This window comes from Serratia sp. J2, from assembly GCF_046269175.1.
GTDB classification, from domain to species: Bacteria; Pseudomonadota; Gammaproteobacteria; order Enterobacterales; family Enterobacteriaceae; genus Chania; species Chania fonticola_C.
On sequence record NZ_JBKABN010000018.1, the window covers coordinates 107411 to 130887 of the forward strand.

At 54.6% G+C, this 23477-nt stretch carries 17 protein-coding genes; 10 read left to right on the plus strand and 7 right to left on the minus strand.

Features of this window, described 5'->3' with window-relative positions; all coding sequences use genetic code 11:
- Positions 1–22 precede the first annotated feature (22 nt).
- A complete protein-coding gene (gene sbcB, locus ACKWMY_RS18650; RefSeq protein ID WP_024528070.1) occupies positions 23–1450 on the plus strand; it encodes an exodeoxyribonuclease I in 1428 nt (475 codons plus the stop codon).
- 133 nt (positions 1451–1583) lie between these two features.
- Here the strand turns inward: sbcB and ACKWMY_RS18655 are convergent, their stop codons facing one another.
- The gene (locus ACKWMY_RS18655; RefSeq protein WP_024528069.1) at positions 1584–2957 is read right to left on the minus strand and encodes an APC family permease; all 1374 of its coding nucleotides are present in this window, start codon (positions 2955–2957) and stop codon (positions 1584–1586) included.
- Between the two features lie 488 nt (positions 2958–3445).
- Entirely contained in the window at positions 3446–4864 is a 1419-nt protein-coding gene (locus ACKWMY_RS18660; protein ID WP_409486799.1) for a glutamine synthetase family protein, read from the minus strand.
- Positions 4865–5261: 397 nt separating this feature from the next.
- Between ACKWMY_RS18660 and puuR the strand changes: the two genes are divergently transcribed.
- From puuR to ACKWMY_RS18690, 6 genes are all read left to right on the plus strand, one after another.
- Complete coding sequence (gene puuR, locus ACKWMY_RS18665; RefSeq protein WP_021805845.1) at positions 5262–5819, plus strand: HTH-type transcriptional regulator PuuR; 558 nt, start codon at positions 5262–5264, stop codon at positions 5817–5819.
- A gap of 20 nt (positions 5820–5839) precedes the next feature.
- Positions 5840–7120 (plus strand): NAD(P)/FAD-dependent oxidoreductase, encoded by a 1281-nt coding sequence (locus ACKWMY_RS18670; protein ID WP_409486800.1) that lies wholly within the window; start codon positions 5840–5842, stop codon positions 7118–7120.
- Between the two features lie 370 nt (positions 7121–7490).
- Positions 7491–8639: an ABC transporter substrate-binding protein gene (locus ACKWMY_RS18675; protein WP_409486801.1), complete on the plus strand. Its 1149-nt coding sequence runs from the start codon at positions 7491–7493 to the stop codon at positions 8637–8639.
- Positions 8640–9146: 507 nt separating this feature from the next.
- On the plus strand, positions 9147–10658 hold the full coding sequence (locus ACKWMY_RS18680) for a sugar ABC transporter ATP-binding protein (RefSeq protein ID WP_065683380.1): 1512 nt from the start codon (positions 9147–9149) through the stop codon (positions 10656–10658).
- Positions 10655–11650, plus strand: a complete 996-nt coding sequence (locus ACKWMY_RS18685; RefSeq protein ID WP_024484978.1) for an ABC transporter permease — start codon at positions 10655–10657, stop codon at positions 11648–11650. Before ACKWMY_RS18680 ends, ACKWMY_RS18685 begins: the two co-directional genes overlap by 4 nt.
- Positions 11651–11900: 250 nt before the next feature.
- Complete coding sequence (locus ACKWMY_RS18690; RefSeq protein WP_074028251.1) at positions 11901–13886, plus strand: ligand-gated channel protein; 1986 nt, start codon at positions 11901–11903, stop codon at positions 13884–13886.
- Between the two features lie 124 nt (positions 13887–14010).
- Here ACKWMY_RS18690 and ACKWMY_RS18695 read toward each other — a convergent pair whose 3' ends face one another.
- Both ACKWMY_RS18695 and yieE read right to left on the minus strand, forming a co-directional pair.
- Complete coding sequence (locus tag ACKWMY_RS18695; protein WP_024528064.1) at positions 14011–15492, minus strand: amino acid permease; 1482 nt, start codon at positions 15490–15492, stop codon at positions 14011–14013.
- A 134-nt stretch (positions 15493–15626) separates the two neighbouring features.
- The gene (gene yieE, locus ACKWMY_RS18700) at positions 15627–16514 is read right to left on the minus strand and encodes a DNA-binding transcriptional regulator YeiE (protein ID WP_074028250.1); all 888 of its coding nucleotides are present in this window, start codon (positions 16512–16514) and stop codon (positions 15627–15629) included.
- 316 nt (positions 16515–16830) lie between these two features.
- Here yieE and ACKWMY_RS18705 point away from each other — a divergent pair, with 316 nt between their 5' ends.
- Together ACKWMY_RS18705 and nfo are read left to right on the plus strand one after the other, a co-directional pair.
- Positions 16831–17916, plus strand: a complete 1086-nt coding sequence (locus ACKWMY_RS18705; RefSeq protein WP_199063462.1) for a YeiH family protein — start codon at positions 16831–16833, stop codon at positions 17914–17916.
- Positions 17917–18022: 106 nt separating this feature from the next.
- A complete protein-coding gene (gene nfo / locus ACKWMY_RS18710; RefSeq protein WP_065683221.1) occupies positions 18023–18862 on the plus strand; it encodes a deoxyribonuclease IV in 840 nt (279 codons plus the stop codon).
- 64 nt (positions 18863–18926) lie between these two features.
- Here nfo and fruA read toward each other — a convergent pair whose 3' ends face one another.
- From fruA to fruB, 3 genes are read right to left on the minus strand one after another with little or no spacing between them, the layout of a single operon-like run.
- Entirely contained in the window at positions 18927–20615 is a 1689-nt protein-coding gene (gene fruA, locus ACKWMY_RS18715; protein ID WP_065683220.1) for a PTS fructose transporter subunit IIBC, read from the minus strand.
- A 14-nt stretch (positions 20616–20629) separates the two neighbouring features.
- Positions 20630–21568: a 1-phosphofructokinase gene (fruK, locus tag ACKWMY_RS18720; RefSeq protein WP_065683219.1), complete on the minus strand. Its 939-nt coding sequence runs from the start codon at positions 21566–21568 to the stop codon at positions 20630–20632.
- Positions 21565–22698, minus strand: a complete 1134-nt coding sequence (gene fruB, locus ACKWMY_RS18725; protein WP_409486802.1) for a fused PTS fructose transporter subunit IIA/HPr protein — start codon at positions 22696–22698, stop codon at positions 21565–21567. The genes fruK and fruB overlap by 4 nt, the downstream gene beginning before the upstream one ends.
- Positions 22699–22907: 209 nt before the next feature.
- Between fruB and ACKWMY_RS18730 the strand changes: the two genes are divergently transcribed.
- Positions 22908–23369, plus strand: coding sequence for an NUDIX domain-containing protein (locus tag ACKWMY_RS18730; protein ID WP_390901820.1), 462 nt, complete (start codon positions 22908–22910; stop codon positions 23367–23369).
- Positions 23370–23477 lie beyond the last annotated feature (108 nt).

Sequence of the window (23477 nt, forward strand, 5' to 3'; positions counted from 1 at the left end):
TACGCCAACAAGAGATGCGATTTTGAGCAGCAAGGCACCGGCCACATTCTACATACACGATTACGAAACCTTCGGCAAAAGCCCGTCAATGGACCGCCCGGCGCAGTTTGCCGGGGTGCGTACCGATATGGATTTCAACATTATCGAAGAACCGCAGGTGTTTTACTGTGCGCCAGCCGATGACTACCTGCCCGACCCCGAAGCGGTGATGATCACCGGCATCACGCCTCAGCAGGCGCTGGCCAAAGGCGTTAACGAAGCCGAGTTTGCCCGCCGTATTCATGAAGCGTTCAGTGTCCCTGGCACCTGCATTCTGGGCTACAACAATATCCGCTTTGACGATGAAGTCAGCCGTAACATCTTTTACCGCAGCTTCTACGACCCTTACGCCTATAGCTGGCAAAACGGCAATTCGCGCTGGGACCTGCTAGACGTGATGCGTGCCTGCTACGCCCTACGCCCGGAAGGCATCATCTGGCCAGAAAATGAAGATGGCTTCCCCAGCTTCCGTCTGGAACATCTGACGCGTGCCAACGGCGTTGAACACGAGCACGCTCACGATGCAATGTCCGATGTCCATGCCACCATCGCCATGGCCAAGCTGGTCAAACAGGCGCAGCCAAGGTTATTTGACTACCTGTTGCAGCATCGCAACAAACACAAGCTCAATGCGCTGATCGACGTCGCGGAAATGACGCCATTAATGCACGTATCCGGCATGTTTGGCGCGGCCAGGGGTAACACCAGTTGGGTTTCACCGCTGGCCTGGCACCCAGACAATAAAAATGCGGTGATTATGTGCGATCTGGCAGGGGATATTACCCCGCTGCTGGAGCTGAATGCCGACGAGCTGCGTGAACGCCTCTACACCCGCCGCGATCAATTGGCAGCCGATCAGGCCCCAGTGCCGATCAAACTGGTGCATATCAATAAATGCCCGGTGCTGGCTCCGGCCAAGACGTTGCTGCCAGAAAACGCAGACAGGCTAGGCATTGATCGTCAGGCGTGTCTGGAGAATCTGAAGGTGCTGCGCCAGCACCCGGAGATCCGTGAAAAAGTGGTAGCCATATTTGCCGAAGCCGCTCCTTTCACCCCGAACGATGATGTGGATGCCAAACTGTACGACGGTTTCTTCAGCGATGCCGACAAAGCGGCGATGAGGATCATTCAGCAAACCAAACCGCAGAATCTACCCGCGCTGGATTTGACCTTCAGCGATGGCCGGATGAAAGAGCTGCTGTTCCGCTTCCGGGCCCGTAACTACCCCAATACGCTGGACGACGCCGAGCAGCGCCGCTGGTTGCAGCACCGCCAAGAGGTGCTGAGTGCTGAACGGGTGCAGAGCTATATCTTGCAGTTGGAGTCGCTGTACAACCTGCACGAAGGGGATAAAGAGAAGATGGCGTTGCTGAAGGCGCTGTTTGATTACGGCAAACAGTTGGTGGGATAGCCCTGTGCTTTTCCATTGATTAACGGGCGCAGCATGTGGCGCCCCTACACAGCGAGTCGGATAAGATTCGTTAGTAATAAAAAGGGTTCCAACATGTGGAACCCTTTTTGCTATCGCGAGGCAGGTAAGTTGATTAAGCCACGTCTTCGCTTGCTTGTGGCACCGGCAGGCTGAAGCTGCGGGTGACAAACGTCAGATACAGCAGACCAATCGCCGCCCAGACCAGGCCTAGCGTCATCGAACTGACTTCCAGGTTGACCCACAATGCACCGACGGTCAACGCCCCCATTACCGGCAGGATCAGGTAGTTGAAGGTGTCTTTCAGCGTACGATTGCGTTTCTCGCGAATGTAGAACTGCGATATCACCGACAGGTTAACGAAGGTAAACGCGATCAGTGCGCCAAAGTTGATCAGTGCCGTAGCCGTAACCAAATCGAACGAAACGGCAGACAACGCTATCGCACCAACCAGCAGCACGTTCAGCGCCGGAGTACGCCATTTTGGATGCACATAACCGAAGAAACGCTCCGGGAATACGCCATCACGGCCCATAACGTACATCAGACGTGAAACACCCGCGTGAGATGCCATACCGGAAGCCAGTACGGTTACGCACGAGAACACCAGGATCACCGACTGGAAGAACTTGCCAGCCACATACAGCATGATTTCCGGCTGTGATGCGTCAGGATCTTTAAAGCGCGAGATATCCGGGAAGTACAACTGCACGAAGTACGACACCACGATAAAGATCACGCCGCCGATCAAGGCGGTCAGGAAGATGGCTTTCGGGATCACGTTTTCTGCATCTTTGGTTTCTTCGGATAACGAGCTGATGCCGTCAAAGCCGAGGAACGAGAAGCACAGAATGGTCGCACCGGTGATCATCGGCACCACGTGCGCGTTGTCAGACCAGAACGGACGGCTGCTCACCAACGTACCAGCCCCCTCACCGTGAGAGATACCGTTAATCACCAGGCCCAGGAACACGATCATGATTGCCACCTGTACCACCACGATTATGGAGTTCAGGTTGGCCACCAGCTTGATGCCACGTAGGTTGAACGCCGTCATCAGGCCGACCAGGGCCGCAACGAAGATCCACGAAGGCACACCAGGGAAAATGGCTTCCAGGTAAATTTTTGCCAACAGGATGTTGATCATCGGCATGAACAAGTAGTCCAGCAGCGATGACCAACCCACCATAAAGCCGACGTGCGGGCTGATGGCTTTCTGGGCATAAGTATAGGCAGAACCGGCGGAAGGGAATTTCTTCACCAGTTTGCCATAGCTCAGGGCGGTAAACAGGATCGCCAGCAGAGCAAAGGCGTACGCGGTCGCGACGTGACCGTCGGTCAGGCCGGAGACGATGCCGAAGGTGTCAAAGATGGTCATGGGCTGCAAATAGGCCAGACCCATCATGACGACCGGGACTAAAGTCAGTGTTTTACGCAGTTGGGCGCGTTGGCCGGCAGCTGGTGCGGCGGTGATGATGTTATCGGACATCGCGTAGCCCCCCCTTACCTTCAGTCTTGCGGATAATAGACACGCCAAGACTCAAGGTTGCGGGGAAACTTCGCAACGTGCGACTGAATTCTAAAAGGGGGATGAGGGAAGCTGGATAACTAGGCACAAAAGCCTGTGTTGCTCCATAATCGCTGCGACCGCAACGGAAACCGGCGGGCACCGGTGCCAAGGTGAAAAATTGCCCCATCTTTCTTATCCTCATGAGTCACGACCATAAAGTTTTGGTTGATCGCGACGAACCTATTTATCTATCCGGCTCGATGTCCGGCCTCGCTTGGTGTATGAAACGCACGTTGGTAAAACATAATGCAAAAAAAAATAACCGACGCGTTAAAAACGTCGGCTATCTGCATTTCGCGTATTTTGCCATAAGATCACAGAAAGACAAGATCCTGAAACCTTCTAATACAAATTCTTTTGCTTAATATCAGGAAAAACGCCCTTGCTCGCCATCAGGGTGCCTGATATCAGGCATTTTTCAGCATCCAGTCAATCTCGGTTTCCGTCACCAATCTCTCAAACTGCATCAGCTCACCCATTTTGCAGGCGTGATAAACCCGTGAAAAGCGTTCACCGAGGTAGTGTTTCAGTTCGTGCTGATGCTCGAATTCGTACAGGGCATCGCTTTGGCGGATCGGGAACGGTAACCCCTCCTGCTCCAAACCGTTGCCGGTCACCGGCTCAGGCAGCGGCAATTCGGTGTCTAGCCCGTACAGCATCCCCGCCAGGATAGTCGCCACCACCAGATAAGGGTTGGCATCGGCACCGGCCACTCGGTACTCCACGCGGTGGTTTTGTGCATCACCACAGGGAATACGCAACGCCACGGTACGGTTGTTATGGCCCCAGGACGCCTGGATCGGCACGTACATCCCCGGCTGGAAACGGCGGAACGCATTGACGTTGGGTGCCAGCACCGCCATCGATGCGGGCATCAAGGCGATCATCCCGGCTAATGTTCGCTTAAGCAGCGCCGAGTCTTCGCCATCCGCTTCGGCAAACAGGTTTTTCCCCGCGCTGTCTACCACGCTGAGATGGACGTGCATGCCACTCCCCGCGTATTCCTCATAAGGTTTCGCCATAAAGGTGGCATGCATATGGTGATGTTCGGCCACCTGACGCACCAGCCGCTTCAGCGCCAGCGCATGATCGCAGGCTTGCAGCACGTTGTCGGTGTGATTCAGGTTCACCTCGAACTGGCCGGGGGAGGCTTCAGCCACCGCGCCATCCGCCGGGAGCCCTTGCATCTGTGCCAACGTGTCGATGTCGTTGAGCACCCCTGAAAAATGGTTGAGGTTATCCAGCGAATAGACCTGGCTCTGTACGTTACGCTCCTGAGTGCCCGGCGCGCACGGCGGTTGCAGATAACCTGCCGAGTCTCGCTGTCGATCGATGAGATAAAACTCCAGCTCTACCGCTACCACCGGGAACAGTCCGCGCTGGCGCAACGCCTGCCATATTCGGTTCAGTACATTGCGGGGTTCAACGTCAAAGGGAGTACCATCTTCATCCAGCATGGTCAGCAATACCTGGCCAACGTGTTGCGGATCTGCCGCCGACGGCGTCAGCGTACCGGGCACGGGCATGCAGATCCGATCCGGCTCGCCCAGTTCCTGGCCCAATCCGGCCTCTTCGACCACGTTGCCCAAAATGTCCATAGCGAACACCGAGGCGGGGAAATAGCAGCCTTTTTCAACTTTTTTCAACCCGGAGACGGGAATGCGTTTACCGCGGAAGGAACCATTGAGATCGGTGAGAAGGATATCGATATACTGCGTGGCAGGATGGCGTTCCAAATAGTGAGCAACCTCACTTTGGAACGCGCTACTTCGCCTTTCTTCATTATGCTGTGCAAAATCTTCTACTACTGCGCTATTGGTTTGCATACATCACCTGCCGTTGTGCTCTTGGGAATGCCTTCGCATCCGCTTGCCGATTGACTTAACACATGGTTTGATTTCTCTGTAGAGTGCGCCACAGGCTGGCGCTCAAAATAACACCCATAACATGAAACATAGCTTTAACATAAATGGTTTGCAAATGTTACAATGGCGTTTGATTATTCGCCAGGGACTGCTAAATTGATAAAATATTGACCGAAAAGGCGTTGTTTGCGCTTTGTTGGTACAGAATTTCTTCCGCCAGACCAGGGGGAAACATGGGCAATATATTTTACAACGACCGCCCAACTACCGATATCATGTGGTTTCGATGTCACTCAGACAGGTACCCGGCTCCGGGTGTGATCCCAACCTGTCGCTCCTATCAGAAGGAACTACCGCTATGAGCGAAGTCAGCTTGGCACCAGGCAAGCGCCTGTCGCAGATCCGTCAGCACTTGGGTTTGTCACAGCGCAGGGTCGCCGAACTGTCCGGATTAACCCACAGCGCCATCAGCACCATTGAGCAGGACAAAGTCAGCCCTGCCATTAGTACGCTACAGAAACTGCTGAAGGTCTATGGGCTATCGCTGTCTGAATTTTTTGCTGAACCTGAACGGCCAGATGAACCCAAAGTGGTGATCGAGCCGGACGATCTGATCGAGATCGGCAGCCAGGGCGTTTCGATGAAGCTGGTGCATAACGGCAGCCCTACCCGCAGCCTGGCCATGATGCTGGAGACCTATCAACCGGGCACCACCACCGGTGAGAAGATCAAGCATCAGGGCGAAGAGATCGGCACGCTGCTGGAGGGGGAGATTATGCTGACGGTCAACGGCCAGACCTATCTGCTGACCGCTGGCCAGAGCTATGCCATCAACACCGGCATGCCCCACAGCTTCAGCAATACCTCAACGCGCGTTTGCAAGATCGTCAGCGCACACACCCCAACCACCTTCTGACAAGATCCGCCGGAGGAGTGATGATGGAACATGTTGCCAGCTATTATGCCGCCAGCGCCAACCCCCACGCTCCTTATCCCCAGCTGAACGAGGCTATCCGCTGCGATGTCTGCATTGTCGGTGGCGGTTTTACCGGCCTTTCCAGTGCACTGCACCTGATCGAGGCCGGTTACGACGTGGTAGTGCTGGAAGCCGCCCGCATCGGTTGGGGTGCTAGCGGGCGCAATGGCGGGCAGGTGGTCAACTCCTACAGCCGCGATATCGATGTGATTGAGGCTCGCTACGGCCAGCAGACAGCGGCAATGCTCGGCAGCATGATGTTTGAAGGTGCGGAGATCATTCGCCAGCGAATCGATCGCTACGCCATCGCCTGCGACTATCGCCCCGGCGCGGTTTCTGCCGCCTTAACGACCAAACAATTCAACGCGTTAACAGAGAAAATGGCGCATTGGCAGCGTTATGGCCACCCGCAACTGGAACTGCTGGACGGGGAAACCATGCGCCGCACCGTTGCCAGCGAACGCTATGTCGGCGGGCTGCTGGATCGCCACGGTGGTCATTTGCATCCGTTAAATCTGGCGCTAGGTGAGGCCGAGGCGGTCCGCCGCCATGGTGGACGGCTGTTTGAACAATCGGCGGTCACTCATATCGATTATGGTCAACCCGCCAAGCTACACACTGCTCTTGGCTCCGTCAGCGCCAGTCTGGTGATCCTGGCAGGCAACGCGTATCTGGGGGAAAAGCTGGAACCCCGCCTCAGCCGTCTGAGCATGCCTTGCGGGTCACAAATCATTGCCACCGAGCCTTTATCTGCGGATATGGCCCTTTCCCTGTTGCCGGATAATTACTGCGTTGAAGACTGTAACTATCTGCTGGATTACTTTCGCCTGACGGCAGACAATCGTTTGTTATACGGCGGGGGCGTAGTCTATGGCGCACAGGATCCGGCGGATATCGAGGCCAGGATCCGGCCCTTGATGCTAAAAACCTTCCCGCAGTTGAAGAAGGTGCGCATCGATTACCGCTGGACCGGCAATTTCCTGCTGACCCTGTCGCGCATGCCACAGTTTGGCCGCCTGGAAAATAACGTTTACTACCTGCAAGGCGACAGCGGCCACGGCGTGACCTTGACGCATCTGGCAGGCAAACTGATTGCCGAAGTGCTGCGCGGTGACGCGGAACGCTTTGATGCTTTCGCCCAACTCCCCCATTTGCCGTTCTTCGGTGGCCGCCATTTACAGGTGCCATTTACCGCGCTAGGGGCCGCCTACTATGCCTTGCGCGATCGCTTAGGGTTGTAAGCTGTGTCCCTCAATATGCATGTGAGCACCGCTCGAGATCATATAAGCAACAGTAGCCCGCCTGTCACCTCTGCGCCACTCGCCTATCATATTCTACTCATTGGATGCATTACCCGATTGAGTTTCCTAACCATGATCCACTAGTTCAATTTTAATGATGTAGTCCGACAAAAATATCCACTATCAATAAAATCGCCCGCACATAGAATGAAAAAATAGAGAAGTGATTTAAATCAAAAATGTATCCGGTGAATTTATTCAACACTATTAAAATAGGAAGGATGCCTTTAGAAAATCAGCCATATTGTAGGTTAATTTATTACGTTTTATCATCAAATATCTCTGTATGTTTACTAAGGAGTGTTCTGTAATGGATCGTCGTGATTTTATGAAATTAGGTATTGCTATTAGTGCAGCCGCCCCACTGTCAAAAATAGCCTTTGCAAAAGATCCCCACCATACCGATAATATGAAGCCATCCTCTAATATTATTGAACATGTAGATGAGGAGACTAAATCACTTGAAGAACTATATGAAGAAGCAATTATAGAGGGAGGCGAGCTTACTGTTTATGCTGGAGGAGATACTGTAGGTCAACAGGATGGTAATGCAAACGCATTTAGAAAACGCTTTCCTAAAATGAAGTTGAAAATGAATGTCGACTTTTCAAAATTTCAAGATGCGCGTATCGACCTGCAACTAAAGAGTAATACATTAGCCGCTGATGTTGCTCACCTTCAAGAATTACAGAATTATCCTCGATGGAAAAACGAAGGTGTTTTACAACCCTATAAACCAGCTGGATTTTCTAAAGTCCATGATAAATTTAAAGATAAGGATGGTGCATGGGTTGGTATATGTGTTAACGCATTTTCAAATCTTTCAAATGTACAACTTGCACCTAACCCTCCGGTGGATGCAAATGATTATCTTGACCCAAAATGGAAAGATAAAATAATTCTCGATTACCCTAATGATGATGACGCCACTCAATTTTTATTTATGAAAGTGATAGAAATATATGGTTGGGAATGGTTGGAGAAATTCTTGAAACAAAACCCAATCTTCGTTAGAGGTGGACAAGAACCTGTAGACCAAGTCTATTCAGGACAAAAATCTGTAGCGTTTGGCGTATTTGGTGATCTTGAAGTAAACAATACGGATAAAGCCCGGTTTATCATACCCAAAACAGATCCATTTATGGCCTGGGCCCAAAGAGCTTGTATGTTTAAACAAACAAAACATCCGGCAGCTGCCCGACTCTATTTAAACTGGTGGTTATCAGAAGAACAGCAAAAACACTGGTATCAATGGCCTGTACGAACTGATATCAAACCTAAAGGTGGTTATAAGCCTATTTGGGAATATCCAAATGCCTATTTGGATGAATTTGTTGACACTATGATGGACCGAGGGTTAATGGAACGTTTTAGAGCCCAACTAACTCAGTACATAGGAGAAGCTCAGGGAATGCCTAGCGGTGGTATTCAAGGCAGGTATCCAGATACCGGACATTAAGATAGTTCAGTTTCGTTAAGCATCACTAAATACCTGTGCCTAATACCACACTACTTTTTTAACCCAGGTTTAATGCCTCGGCAATAGTGAAGCGACGTCCATAAACTGTTCACGTTTTTCGGTAGGTAGCTGAGAACATCAGCCACCGAAGCGGAAGTCGTTATCTGCTGTGAGGCTGGTGAACAATGGTCTTACGAACGTTGTAAAGGCACTGTTCTATGCTTATACCCTATGCGCAAGCATGTTCTTGCGCATACTTTCGCCCCAAAATACGCTTTGGTCTCTGACCTAAGGGGAAAAAAGAGATCCAACCTCCTAGCCATGGGCACAGCCTACTCCCCCCGCCAAGCCGCTTTTATCGGGTTAAGCGCATTTTGCATGTTGCAAAAATGGCAATTCGTGTTACAAAAGAGTTTCTTTAGCCGTCTATACATCCAAATGAATTTCACGTTGCCGCCACCACGCCGCGATTTGAAACACGAGGGGCGCAACGTCTTCAGCCAAACTATGCCGACCAATACCGCTTCACGCCTGGAGATGCGTAATATCTCCATCGCCTTTGCCGGGTTCAACGCTCTGCAAAACGTCGATTTTACGCTGCAAGGCGGTTCGACCCATGCGCTGGTGGGGGCTAATGGCGCGGGTAAATCCACGCTGATGGGCATTCTCTCCGGCGCACATAACCATTACCAGGGTGAAATTTTTATCGACGGCCAAAAGGTCGATATTCATTCGCCGCTGCAGGCCCGCCAGCACGGGATCCAGGTGGTGCAGCAGGAGGTGGATGTGGCGCTGATCCCCACGCTGTCCGTCGCGGAAAACATCATGCTGGACTGGCTCAATCAGCCGGGCCATCTGCTGAACTGGCGGCAGTTGCATCGCCAGGCCGCCGCGCTGTTGCAGCAGCTTGGGCTGAATATCAACCCACGCCAACGCCTGGAAGCCTGTACGTTGGCGGAGAAACAGCAGGTGCTGCTGGCCCGGGCGCTATCCCACCGCTGCCGTTTTCTGGTGCTTGATGAGCCGACGGCCCCGCTAGACAGCAATGAGAGCGAACGCCTGTTCCACATCGTGCGCCGCCTGCGCGCCGAAGGTATCGGCATCGTGTTTATTTCCCACCGCATCCACGAATTGAAAACCGTCTGCGACCATTTGACGGTCCTGCGCGACGGTCGTCATGCCGGTGAAGGCAGCATGCAGGGCCTGAGCGGTGAGCAGATCGTCGAAAAAATGCTGGGCCATTCGCTGGACGATATCTTTCCGGCTCCCCGCCCACCGCACGGCTCGCGCCCGTTGCTGCGGGTAGAGGGGTTGCACGATCGCCATAAACTGCGTGACGTCTCTTTAACCCTGCATCAAGGGGAGATCCTAGGCATTGCCGGGCTGGCGGGCGCAGGTAAGACCGAGCTTTGCAAAGCGTTATTCGGCGCAGCCCCCAGTAAATTGACGCAGGGAGAGCTGCACGGCAAACCCTGGGCACCGCATTCGCCACATCTTTCGGTAGAACAAGGCCTGGCGCTGGTGCCGGAAGAGCGCCGCAAGGAAGGCATTTTTATCAACGAAGCCATCCCGATGAACCTCAGCGTCAGCGCCGATGACAGCTTCTCCCGCTGGAGCCTGTTCAGCCGCCGTCGCGAACTGCGCTGGGCGTTAGAGATTATGCAACGGCTTGGCGTGCGGGCCTCAGGCCCACAGCAAAAGCTGGCTCGCCTGTCTGGCGGCAATCAGCAAAAAGTGGCGATCGGCAAATGGTTACGCGGCAACGCCGAGGTGCTGATCTTTGACGAACCCACCAAAGGCGTAGATATCAAGGCCAAACAGGATCTGTTCCGGCTGATCGACGGTTTGGCACGTGACGGCAAAGGCATTATCTATGCTTCCGGCGAGTTTTCCGAGCTGGTGGGCCTGTGCGATCGCATCTGCGTGCTGTGGGATGGCCGCGTGGTGGCGGAACTCAGCGCCGCCGATATTGATGAAGAAACCCTATTACTGTATTCCACCGGAGGAACTCCTGCGTGAGTAAAGAATTATCCCTGAAAAGCGTTCTGCCCTGGCGCCACCAGCTGTTTGAGTTTTTGTATAAATGGGGGATGTTGCTCACCGTTGTCGCCTTGATCGCGCTGTTTGGCCTGGCTTCCGACAATTTCCTCGATGCCAACAACATCATCAACATTTTGCGTTCGATCGCCATCGTGACGGTGATTGCCATTGGCGTGTCGATCTCACTTTCGGTGGGTGGCTTCGATCTCTCCGTCGGCTCAACGGCGTCGTTGGCTAATGCGTTGGTGATCTCGCTGTTTGCCTGGTACGGCTTCGGCACTACCGGTGCCATCGTGCTGACGCTGCTGCTGTGCACGCTGGTCGGCCTGTTCAATGCCTTTTTGATCGTGGTGCTGAAGATCCCCGATATGCTCGCCACGCTCGCCAGTCTGTTCGTTATCCAGGGCGTGGCCATGACCTACAGCTACGGCGGCTCCATCACCCAGAATATGGTGCTGCCGAACGGGGATATGGCGGAAGGCGTGATCCCAGAGGTGTTTTCCACGCTGGGCCAGGTGCCGGTGATCGTGCTGATTATGCTGGCGGTGACGGTGATCATGCAGCTTTTCCTGTCGCTGACCAAGCATGGCCGCCGGATGTATGCCATCGGCGGTAACCCGGAGGCCGCCCGGCTTTCCGGTATCCGCACGGTACGTTACAGGGTTACCGCATACGTGCTTTCCTCCCTGCTGGCGGGCCTTGGCGGTATTTTGCTGGCGTCACGTATCGGTTCCTCACAGGTTAACGCTGGTGGCGGTTACCTGATGGATGCGGTAGCAGCAGCCTATATCGGTTTCTCCCTGGCGGGCTCCGGCAAGCCTAATGCTCTGGGCACCCTGGTTGGCGCGATTATCCTGGGCGTATTGCAAAACGGCCTGGTGATGCTCTCCGTGCCCTACTACGCCATGGATATCATTAAAGGGCTGGTGCTGGCATTGGCACTGGCGATCACTTACATCCAGAAACGCTGACCTCCCCCCGGCGCACCACTGCAGTGCGCCGGGCTATCCCCCTCCTTTTCCTCTGGTTTCAATACATTACTGATCAAATATACAAATGATACGAGTTATCATTTGCATTTACATTTCTGTCAATTTCCTTACAATGGCCTGACGTTTTACTCACGCAACGGAAATTCTCGCGGCAGCGTGAAAACATATTCTTTTAAATCAAACAACTAACAGGAAAACCTGTTGACCTCGGGACGGGAATATTTAACCCATGGAAAAGCCAAGCTATAACACTTTAACCGCGTTAATCCTCGCATCACTCGCCAGCGGCAGCGCTCTGGCACAAACTGAAGATACCATGGTGGTCACCGCCTCCGGTTTCCAGCAGAGAATTCAAGATTCGCCGGCCACCATTTCGGTGATCCCCCGCCAACAGTTGGAAACCCGCGCCTACCGAGACGTCACCGATGCGTTGAAAGACGTGCCGGGCGTGGTGGTAACCGGCGGTGCCAGCAGCAGCGATATCAGCATTCGTGGTATGTCCTCCAAATACACGCTGATCCTGATCGATGGTAAACGTGTCGATACGCGTGGCACCCGCCCTAACAGCGATAATGCCGGTATCGAGCAAGGTTGGTTGCCGCCATTGCAGGCTATTGAACGTATTGAAGTGGTACGCGGGCCAATGTCTTCACTCTATGGCTCCGATGCCATGGGCGGGGTGATCAACATCATCACGCGTAAAACCTCGACCACTAAAGACTGGGTTGGCTCCCTGCAAGGCGATGCCACCATTCAGGAAGACCGGGATTCCGGTGATATCTACCAGACCAACGCCTACGCCTCCGGCCCGCTGATCGAGGGGCTACTTGGCCTGCGGGTGAATGGTTTGTTCTCCCATCGTGGGGAAGACCACTTCACCAATGGCTTTAACGAACAGCGTATGCGCAGCGGCACGGCGGTATTCAGCCTGACGCCGGATGAAAAGAACGATTTTGATTTCGAAATCGGCCGTTCCCTGCAGGATCGCAACAGCACGCCGGGTAAGTCCGTAGCATTAGAAAACTGCCGCAAAGGCGTCTGTAAGCCGAACTCCTCCAGCGACAACCTGTATACCCGTAATAACTACTCGATCACCCATAACGGCTATTACGACTTTGGTAACAGCACCAGCTACATTCAGCGCGAAGAGACCAATAACCCCGGACGTAACATGAAGATGTACAACACCATCTTCAATACCCAGACCCAGTTTGACCTTGGCTCCCACATGCTGAACCTCGGCGGGCAATACCGCTACGAGAAATTGCAGGACGGTGGCAACCAACTGGAAGCCGCTGACGGTTTAGACCAGTTGACCCGCTGGAGCTGGGCGCTGTTCGCCGAAGACGAATGGGCGCTGACCAACGATTTCAGCCTGACCACCGGGATCCGTATGGATCGCGATCAGAACTACGGCAGCCACTGGACACCGCGCATGTATGGCGTGTGGCACCTGACAGAGATGTGGACCGTAAAAGGCGGAGTTTCTGCGGGTTATCGCTCGCCAGACCTGCGCCAGTCCTCTGCCAACTGGGGCCAGATCACCGGCGGTGGCGTGAGCAACGGCATCATCGTGGGTAACCCGAATCTGAAGCCAGAGAAAAGCATCAGTGAAGAAGTCGGCATACTGTGGGATAACCAGGAGGGGCTGAACGCAGGCATCACCCTGTACAACACCGATTTCAAAGACAAGATCACCGAAGTTCGCCGCTGTAACAGTTCAGAGGATCCGGCCTGCACCATCGGTAACACCACTTATGATTTCGTCAGCGACCGCGTCAACGTGGATAAAGCCAATATGCGCGGTATCGAAGTGACCACCGGCTGGCAGATCACCGAAGACTGGAAGCTGAGCACCAACTACACCTTTACCGAGTCTGAACAAAAGAGCGGTGAGTTCCAGGGCAAGGCGCTGAACCAGATGCCGAAGCACATGATCAATGGCGTGCTGGATTGGCAAGCCACTGAGGATCTCGGCCTGTGGTCACGCGTTAACTTCCGCAGCGAAACCTCGGAATACCTGAGCCGTACCTCCATGGCGGTCAGCACGCCATCCTATACGTTTGTTGATGCCGGGGTGAGTTACCAGGCGCTTAAAAACCTGCAGCTTAGCGGCGGGGTTTACAACATTCTGGATAAAACCGTGGATTACGAACACTACAATACCACGCTGGATGGCCGTCGTTATACCGTAGGCATGACTTACAACTTCTGATTGCCGAGTATAGTTTGTAACAAGGGGCTGCCATCGTGCGGCCCTTTTTTTGGTTAGCGTTTAACTGGGGGGTTTTTACGGGGAGATAACGCGGCGGTAACCCGCCGCGTCTAGAGCCAATCACTTACTTGTCAGGATTCCACTTCGGGAATTCCATTTCGCTGTACTTCACCACTTTGGTGCCGCGCGTCAGCTTATAACCGAACCAGATAATCAGGAACAGTGGAATACCGATGTAGGTCGCCGTCACGCCGTACCAGTCGATACGGTCCGCCAGGAAAGCCTGATAGTTCTGCCCCAGCGTGATGATCAAGCACAGCACGAAGGCAAACATTGGCCCCAACGGGAAGAAACCGGACTGATACGGCAGATCGCTCAGGCTATTCCCTTGCATCACATAGCCGCGGCGGAAACGGTAGTGGCTGATGGCGATCCCCAACCAGGCGATAAAGCCGGTCATGCCCGAGGTATTGAGCAGCCACAGATAAACGGACTGATTACCAAACATCGAGCTAAGGAAGCACAGCGCCGCCACGACGGTGGTGGCATACAGCGCATTACGCGGCACACCGCCTTTTGACAGCTTGGCGAAAATGCGTGGTGCCTTACCTTCCGAAGCCAGCGTGAACAGCATACGGGTTGAGGCATACATCCCAGAGTTACCCGCAGAGAGCACCGCCGTCAGGATCACCGCGTTCATCACCGCCGCCGCAGACAGCAGGCCAGCATGTTCGAATACCAACGTGAACGGACTGACGCTGATGTCTTTCACGTCATTGCGTAACAGGCTTGGATCGGTATAAGGAATGATCAGGCTGATGATCAGGATCGCGAAGATATAGAACAGCAGAATACGCCAGAACACCTGGCGCACCGCGCGTGGAATGTTCTTGCCCGGATCTTCCGACTCGCCCGCCGCGATACCGATCAGCTCGGTGCCCTGGAACGAGAAGCCGACGATCATCGCCACGCCAATCATGGCCGAGAAGCCACCGGCAAACGGCGCATCACCGATCGTCCAGTTATGCCAACCGGCATTTTCACCGCCCTTCAGGATACCGAAAATCATCAGTACGCCAAGGCCGATAAAGATAATTACCGTGCTCACCTTGATCAGCGAGAACCAGTATTCCGCTTCACCGAAGCCTTTGACCGAGATGTAGTTAAGCAAGAACATCAGGCCAAGGAACAGGGCGCTCCAGATCCAGCCCGGCGTGTCCGGGAACCAGTAGTTCATCACCAGCTGTGACGCCACCAGGTCGACCGCAATGGTCACCGCCCAGTTGTACCAGTAGTTCCAGCCCAGCGCAAAGCCGAAGCCCTCTTCAACATACTTGGCGCCATAGGTGGAAAACGATCCTGAAACAGGCATAAACGCCGCCAGCTCACCCAGGCTGGTCATCAGGAAATACACCATCAGACCAATCAATGCATAGGAGAGTAACGCGCCGCCTGGGCCTGCCTGGGAAACCGTTGCGCCAGAGGCAACAAACAGGCCGGTACCGATGGAACCGCCAATGGCAATCATGGTTAAATGCCGCGCTTTCAGCTCGCGGCGTAATCCGGGTGCTTGCTGCCCCGCTGTTTTTATATCCTGCTGAGCCATTCTTACCCTATCTGCTCGTCAAAAATGAGGGCCGGATTGTAACAAATACCCGCCAGCGAACTAGTAACATTGCCCTGATATAAGATAGCTTCATAATCCGCGGCCAATTATTAGCAGCGGTCCTAATGATGACTTTATGCCACCTTGAGCGGATGTTGCCCAACGCAATAGCTCAAGAAACGCTGTAGCGCATTGGAAATGTGTTTTTGCCGGTGATGGATCAGATACAGCGTGCGCATCAATGGCGGCAGAGGGATACTCAGTTCCACCAAGGCTCCGCTAGCCAGCTGTTCTTCCACTACGCGACGTGACAGGCAACTGATGCCGATACCATGGCGGACCGCGTGCTTGATCGCTTCCGAGTTGCCCAACTCCATCACCAACTGGAAGTTTGGCAGGTGCGCCAGTAGCAAATGATCCAGCACTTCCCGCGTGCCAGACCCCCGCTCCCGCAGGATCCAAGGGGCACTGGCCAGCGTTGCGAGAGTCACCGGTTGCCGTAGCAATGGGTTATCCGGCGCGGCAAACACCACCAGCTCATCTTCAAGCCACGGCTGGGTGACCAACTCAGGCATGTGGCACGGCCCTTCGATCAGCCCCAGATCGACACGAAAATCGGCTACCGCAACAATCACCTCCTGGCTATTCCCCACATTCAATTCCAACGGAGTAGCAGGAAAATCTTTGCGATAGTGGGCAATCATCTCTGGCAGCATATAGTTGCCGATGGTGCTGCTGGCGGCGATACGTAACGCGCCGCTGTCATGCAGGAACAGCTGTTCAATTTCCCCAGCCTGTTCCAGCAGAGCCAGTGCTTTGGGATATAGCAAGCGGCCATGTTCGTTGATCACCAGGCGTTTACCCACGCGATCGAACAACAACACCTTCAGTTGTCCTTCCAGATCGGCCAGCGCCGCGCTGACCGCCGATTGTGATAAAGCCAATACCACTGAGGCCTGAGTGGTGGATCCGCTTTTCAGCACCTCGGTAAAAACTTCCAGTTGGCGCAAAGTGATATGCATAACAGCCTCGACATAAAGAGAATGGTTATACCCGCGTCTTTCAAGCTGCCGCGTTGTTACCTGCGCTTGAAATCCATAAGGTAAAGACAAAACCATTTAAATTAAAACACCAAAAAAACAGTCACACGGCGTCGGTAAGCTCACCGCCCTGCCTTATAAGGTTATCACGTTTACAGGATTAGGCTTGGCGACGTAGCCGAACCGTCCAGGCGATAAACCACTTATTCCGATAGGTTATAAATATATAATCAATTTCTCTTTTAGGTCACCTGCTTTTATCATTGCACTCAGGAATTTAGCAGAGGACAGAATAATCATGGCGAGTCACAGCACTCAACCCTATCCCGAACAGCGTTTTCCCCTGTTTGGACTACCCCGGTTGATACCAGGCTTACTGCTGACCGGCGCGCTGACCGCGTTTTCGGTCTGGGCGGGCGATGTACCCTGGATTGCCGGGTTGGGATTAGGCGCTCTAACGCTGGCGATCCTGTTCGGCATCCTGGTTGGCAACACTCTTTATCCCTGGTTGCAGCCTAGCTGCCACACCGGCGTACAGTTGGCCAAACAGCGGCTGCTGCGCCTGGGGATCATTCTTTATGGCTTTCGTTTAACCTTCCAGCAAATTGCCGACGTGGGGGCCAGCGGGATCATTATCGATGCCCTGACCCTGAGCAGCACTTTCTTGCTGGCCTGCTGGTTGGGTAAAAAAGTGTTCGGCCTCGATAGCCAAACCACCATGCTGATCGGTGCCGGTAGCAGCATCTGCGGAGCCGCAGCCGTAATGGCCACCGAGCCGGTGCTGAAGGCGGACTCCAGCAAGGTTGCCGTCGCAGTCTCTACCGTAGTGGTGTTTGGTACGCTGGCGATCTTTGCCTATCCGTGGCTGTATCAACTGAATGAGCACTTCCAATGGCTGCCGTTGACGCAGGAAACCTTCGGCATCTACGCAGGTTCGACAATCCATGAAGTGGCTCAGGTGGTTGCTGCTGGCCATGCCATCGGCCCGGATGCGGAAAACGCGGCGGTGATCGCCAAGATGATCCGCGTCATGATGCTGGCCCCGTTCCTGCTGTTGCTGTCTGGCTATATCAGCCGCCGGGCCGGTAGCGGCAGCGGCAGCAAGAGTGAAAAATCGGCCATCACCATTCCGTGGTTCGCCGTATTGTTCATCGCCGTTGCCGGGCTGAACTCGTTCAACCTGATCCCGGCCACGCTGGTACAGCATCTGATCACCATCGACACCTGGATGCTGGCCATGGCAATGGCCGCCTTAGGGCTGACCACCCACATTAGCGCGGTACGTCAGGCCGGTGTGAAGCCCATATTGCTGGCGACGCTGCTGTTCGTCTGGCTGATCGTTGGCGGCGGTGCAATCAACCTGTTGGTGCAGCACCTGTTGTGATCCCCCCTCTTCAGGCCCGAGCTTTCGGGCCTGCTTGTTTTGCCCCCGCCATTCAATCCTTCGCTTATCAATGCCATAATGGCAGCGTTAACACAGGAGAATGAAAATGAAGTTTGTCGGTGCACACGTCAGCGCTTCTGGCGGCGTAGATCAGGCCGTGATCCGCGCACACGAATTAGAGGCGACCGCATTCGCCCTGTTCACTAAAAATCAGCGTCAATGGAAGGCCGCCCCGCTGCCTGCCGACGTGATAGACAAGTTTAAAAGTGCCTGCGCACAGTACGGCTACGGCCCAGGGCAGATCCTGCCGCACGACAGTTATCTGATTAACCTCGGCCATCCGGTAACGGAGGCGCTGGAGAAGTCCCGCGAGGCATTTCTTGACGAGATGCAACGCTGTGAGCAACTGGGGCTGACGCTGCTGAACTTCCACCCAGGCAGCCACCTGATGCAGATCGATGAGGATAAATGCCTGGCAAGGATCGCCGAGTCAATCAACATCGTGCTGGATAAAACCCAGGGCGTCACCGCCGTGATCGAGAATACCGCCGGGCAAGGCAGCAATCTGGGGTTCAAATTTGAACATCTGGCGGCGATCATCGACGGTGTAGAAGACAAGAGCCGCGTCGGCGTCTGTATTGATACCTGCCACGCTTTCGCCGCCGGTTACGATCTGCGTAGCGAAGAGGATTGCCAGAAGACGTTTAAAGAGTTGGCCGACGTGGTGGGCTTTAACTACCTGCGCGGTATGCATCTTAACGATGCCAAGAGCGAGTTTGGCAGCCGCGTTGACCGCCACCACAGCCTGGGTGAAGGCAATATCGGTAAGACCGTGTTCAGCTATATCATGCGCGACCCGCGCTTTGATAATATCCCGCTGATCCTGGAGACGGTGAACCCGGATATCTGGGCCGAGGAAATTGCCTGGCTGAAAGCGCAGCAGTAATTTTTCTGCAGACATAAAAAAACCGGCATTTTTCAGATGCCGGTTTTTTATTTTGTGGTTGTCGTTACGCGACCGTGGCTACCGGCGCTTCAGAGCGTTTGAGAACCGCATAGGCTACGCCCGCCAGCAGAGTACCCGCCACAATCGCCAGCAGATACAGCAGCACCGGCGAGATAGCACCTGGGATCAACAGCACGAACAGACCACCGTGTGGTGCCATCAGTTTTGCACCGAAGGCCATCGACAGCGCACCGGTCAAAGCACCACCTGCGATACAGCACGGCAGAACGCGCATCGGGTCACGGGCGGCAAACGGAATTGCCCCTTCAGTGATAAAGCACAGGCCCAACACCAACGCGGCTTTGCCCCCTTCCTGCTCGGACTTCTCGAACTTGCGACGAGCCAGAATGGTCGCCAGCCCCATCGCCAGCGGTGGCACCATACCTGCCGCCATAATCGCCGCCATCGGTGCGTAGACTGAAGAACTCAACAACGCCACACCAAAGGCATAGGCCGCCTTGTTAACCGGGCCGCCCATATCGGTACACATCATCGCACCGAGGATTGCGCCCAGCAGTACCGCGTTGGCGGTGCCAAGCGATTGCAGCCAGTTGGTCAGGCCAACCATGATCTTGGCGACGGGCGTGCCCACCACGTAAATCATGATCAAACCGGTGATCAGGCTGGCAACCAGAGGAATAATCAGGATCGGCTTGAGCGCTTCCATACTCGGTGGCAAACGCAGCTTGCCGCTGATGGCCTTGGCCACGTAACCCGCCAGGAAACCGGCAATAATACCGCCAAGGAAACCCGCACCGGTGCTGACCGCCAACATACCGCCAATCAGGCCCGGAGTCAGGCCTGGACGATCCGCAATGGAGAACGCAATGTAGCCAGCCAGAACCGGCACCATCAGCGCAAAGGCCGAACCACCACCGATCTGCATCAGCGCCGCAGCCAGCGTACCTTTGACTTCAAACGCCTTGATACCAAACACGAACGACAGCGCGATGCACAGACCGCCCGCCACCACCATCGGCAGCATGTAAGACACGCCGGTCAGCAGGTGGCGATAAGGCCCTGCGCTCTCTTTCTTCTTGCCTGAGCTCGCGGTGCTGCCACTTTTTTGCGGCTGGAAGATCTCGGCTTCTACCTGTGCCTTATCCAGTTCCTGCGCGGTTTTCTTCAACGCCAAACCGGTCGAGGTACGGTACATTGGCTTGCCGGCAAACTTGTCCAGATCCACTTCGATATCGGCCGCAACAATCACCAGGTCGGCCGCAGCCACTTCTTCTGGGGTGATTGCATTCCCGGCACCGACGGAGCCACGGGTTTCCACTTTCACCCACCAGCCACGTTTCTTGGCTTCGCTCTCGATGGCTTCGGCCGCCATAAAGGTATGCGCAACGCCGGTCGGGCAAGCGGTAACGGCAACAATGCGTTTCGGACCGGCAGATTTTGCCGGTGCTACCGCCTGGGCCGGAGCCTGATACGGTTTGGCTTGCGCCTGTGCTGTGGCCAGGAAGGCTTCAGGTTCACGCACCGCGTGTTCCACATCACCGATATAAACCTGTTTGCCGTTCAGCTCAGCGTCAGCAGGTGCAGCAACACCCGCTACCACCACCAGTTCAGCCTCGTTGGCCGTGTTAACCAGCGTCAGGCCGGTTTTGGCCGCAGCGGCCTCAAGCATGCGTTTCGCCAGGTGGCTACGAGCCTGCCCGAGCGAACTGTCTATCATCAGCAGCGTTTTCATTCTGACTCCTGCGATTAATTAAAGGGTTTCAGATCGACGCGCGCCATCATCGCGGCCAACTGCGGGCGATCGGTGATGCCAACGTTGCTCTGGCTCACTGCCAGAGCAGCCACGGCAGTGGCCAAGCGCAAGGTATGTTCGCTGGATTCACGCATCAGCAGGCCGTAGATCAGGCCGCCGACCATGGAATCACCGGCACCCACGGTGCTGACCACCTCACAGGCTGGCGGTTTGGCGATCCAGGCGCCAGAGGCGTTAACCCACAGCGCGCCTTCGGCACCCAGTGAGATCACCACGTGGGCAATGCCCTGTTCACGCAGGGCGTGAGCGGCTTCCACCACATCTTCCAACTTCGGCAAGGCTTTGCCTGCCCAGATTTCCAGTTCACGACGGTTAGGTTTTACCAACCACGGCGAGGCTTTCAGCCCGGCCACCAGCGCTTCACGGCTGCTGTCAAAAATGATGCACGGACACTGCGCACGCAGGCGGGTCATCCACTCGGTGAACGCTTCCGGTGCAACCCCGGCAGGCAAGCTACCGCTGACCGCCACCATGTCGAACTGGCCCAGCCAGCTCAGGGAATCCACCACAAAGCGTTCCCAATCCTGCGGCGTCACTTCAAAACCGGAGAAGTTGAAATCGGTCACTTCACCGTCTTTTTCCGTCAGCTTAACGTTGATACGTGTACGCCCAGGGACCACCTGGAAACGGTTGGCAATCCCCAAATCGCTGAACAGCAGTTGGAAACCATCCTGGTTGTCTTTACCAAGGAAACCGCCAACGGTGACGTCGATACCTAAATCTTTCAGTACCTTGGCAACGTTGATCCCTTTACCTGCCGCATGGAGACCGGCAGTTTTTACCAGGTTAACCTCGCCCCGTTCGATCTCCGGGCAAAAGCCCACCAGATCGTAAGCCGGATTCAGGGTTATGGTTGCTACTCTTCTGCTCATGCTGCACCCTCGCCAAGACCTTCACTGATGGCTTCACCGATGGCTTTCAGCGCGGCTTCAGCATCGTCACCACTAGCGGTAAAGCGCAGGTGATGACCTTTTTTCACTCCCAGTGCCACGACCTTCATCAGGCTGCGGCCGTTAGCCGGTTTACCACTACCGTCGAGATTGGTAACGGTAATTTCACTGGAGAACTGTTTGATTACGTTGACCAGCGCAGTGCCTGGGCGGGCATGCAGGCCATGCTCATTGCGCACGACGTATTCCGCACTCAGAACCGCGCTCTCTTCGGCTACTTCGCTGGTCAGTAACGCCAGCACGCTCACCGCATCGGCGTTCAGCAAGCGTTCAGCTTTTTGGCTCACTAACAGATCGCTTAAGTAGTTCAGCACCGTCAGCGGTTGTTGATCGGCGACGGCGACGGTCAGCAACAGCGCGACCTTTTCGCCTTCTTCATCAAACGCCTGTGCCGGGCGGCTGACGGTGGCGGCGCTAGTCAGGTTGCCTTCGGTGCTGTCACTCAACCAGATACCCTGCCCCAGATTCAGCGGTTTGCGGGTGATCACATCGCTGACAAACTGGGCGTTAACCGCTCCGATTTTTTGCAGACGGCCCGCGTTCAAAGCTTGCAGCGTCATCAGCGAATCGGCGGCCACATCAAGAGCAATCAGTGAGGCATCAAACTTGAATTCAGCCGACAGCTTCTCGCCCATCAGCAAACTGCGCAGTTCTTCGGCTGAAGTCGTTTTTGCCAGCTGTTCGGCGACGCTGTCATCACTGAGCACGTGCGTGAGCTGACGCAGTAATGCCAGGTGTTCATCAGAACGCGCAGCAATGCCGATCACCACATAGGCCGTCTGGCCTTCGCCCCACTCGATACCCTGTGGAAACTGGAATACCTGAACACCGGTGTTCAGCACCAGATCGCGGGTATCTGTAGTGCCATGTGGAATGGCGATGCCGTTGCCCAGATAAGTAGAGGTTTGCAGCTCGCGCTGCAGCATGCCGTCAACATAGGCGGCGCTGACGCATCCGGCAGAGGTAAGCGCTGCCGCTACCTGCCGGATGGCTTCCTGTTTGCCGCTAGCGGCAGCTCCCAGGTGAATATCTTGCTGTGACAACTGGAACATGGTTCTCCTCTCCTGCTGAATTGAATCGTTTCAGCCAAGTTAAGAAAAAGGAGCGTTACCCATCGCCTAACCAGGCCATCGATGACGCTGAAACGTTTCAATGAGTGTGTGAGCAGCTATCACCGAAAGCAAGTTTTCTCGATCTCGACGTGATAGTTTTTTGACCTTACGCACACTTTTCTGGCTAAAGCCCCCATGTGAAGGGGAAAATGGCATACTGTGCTGAAACAGTGCTGAAGGAAGATAACAACATGGTTGCCACCGGTATCGGGGTCATAATCGTTAACGCTCAAGGGCAAATCCTGCTGGGGAAACGCTGCAGCACCCATGCCCCTTTTTGGTCGATCCCCGGGGGTCATCTTGACGCGGGGGAAACCTTTGAGCAGTGTGCCCAACGCGAAATCGCCGAAGAGACCGGTTTGCAGATAGCTCCGCCAACCTTTATTGGCATCAGCAATAATCTGCAAACCTGGCGGGCAGAGGGAAAACATACGGTGTCGATCTGTATGCTGGTTCAGCATCCAGGAGGGGAAGCCGAGCTGAAAGAGCCGGAAAAATGTGCCGAATGGCGCTGGTGTTCCCCGCACGACCTGCCGGAGCCCCATTTTGAAGCGAGCAGAACGGCGATCCACCTATGGTTAAGCCAACAGGTATATCTGCCTATATTGTGACGTTATTCCCTGTCATTTCTCCTCTGCTCATCTCAAGTAGCGCATTATATAAATCAGAATATAACGCTACTTTATTGCTCAATCACTCTACTTTTCACTGTAAATACC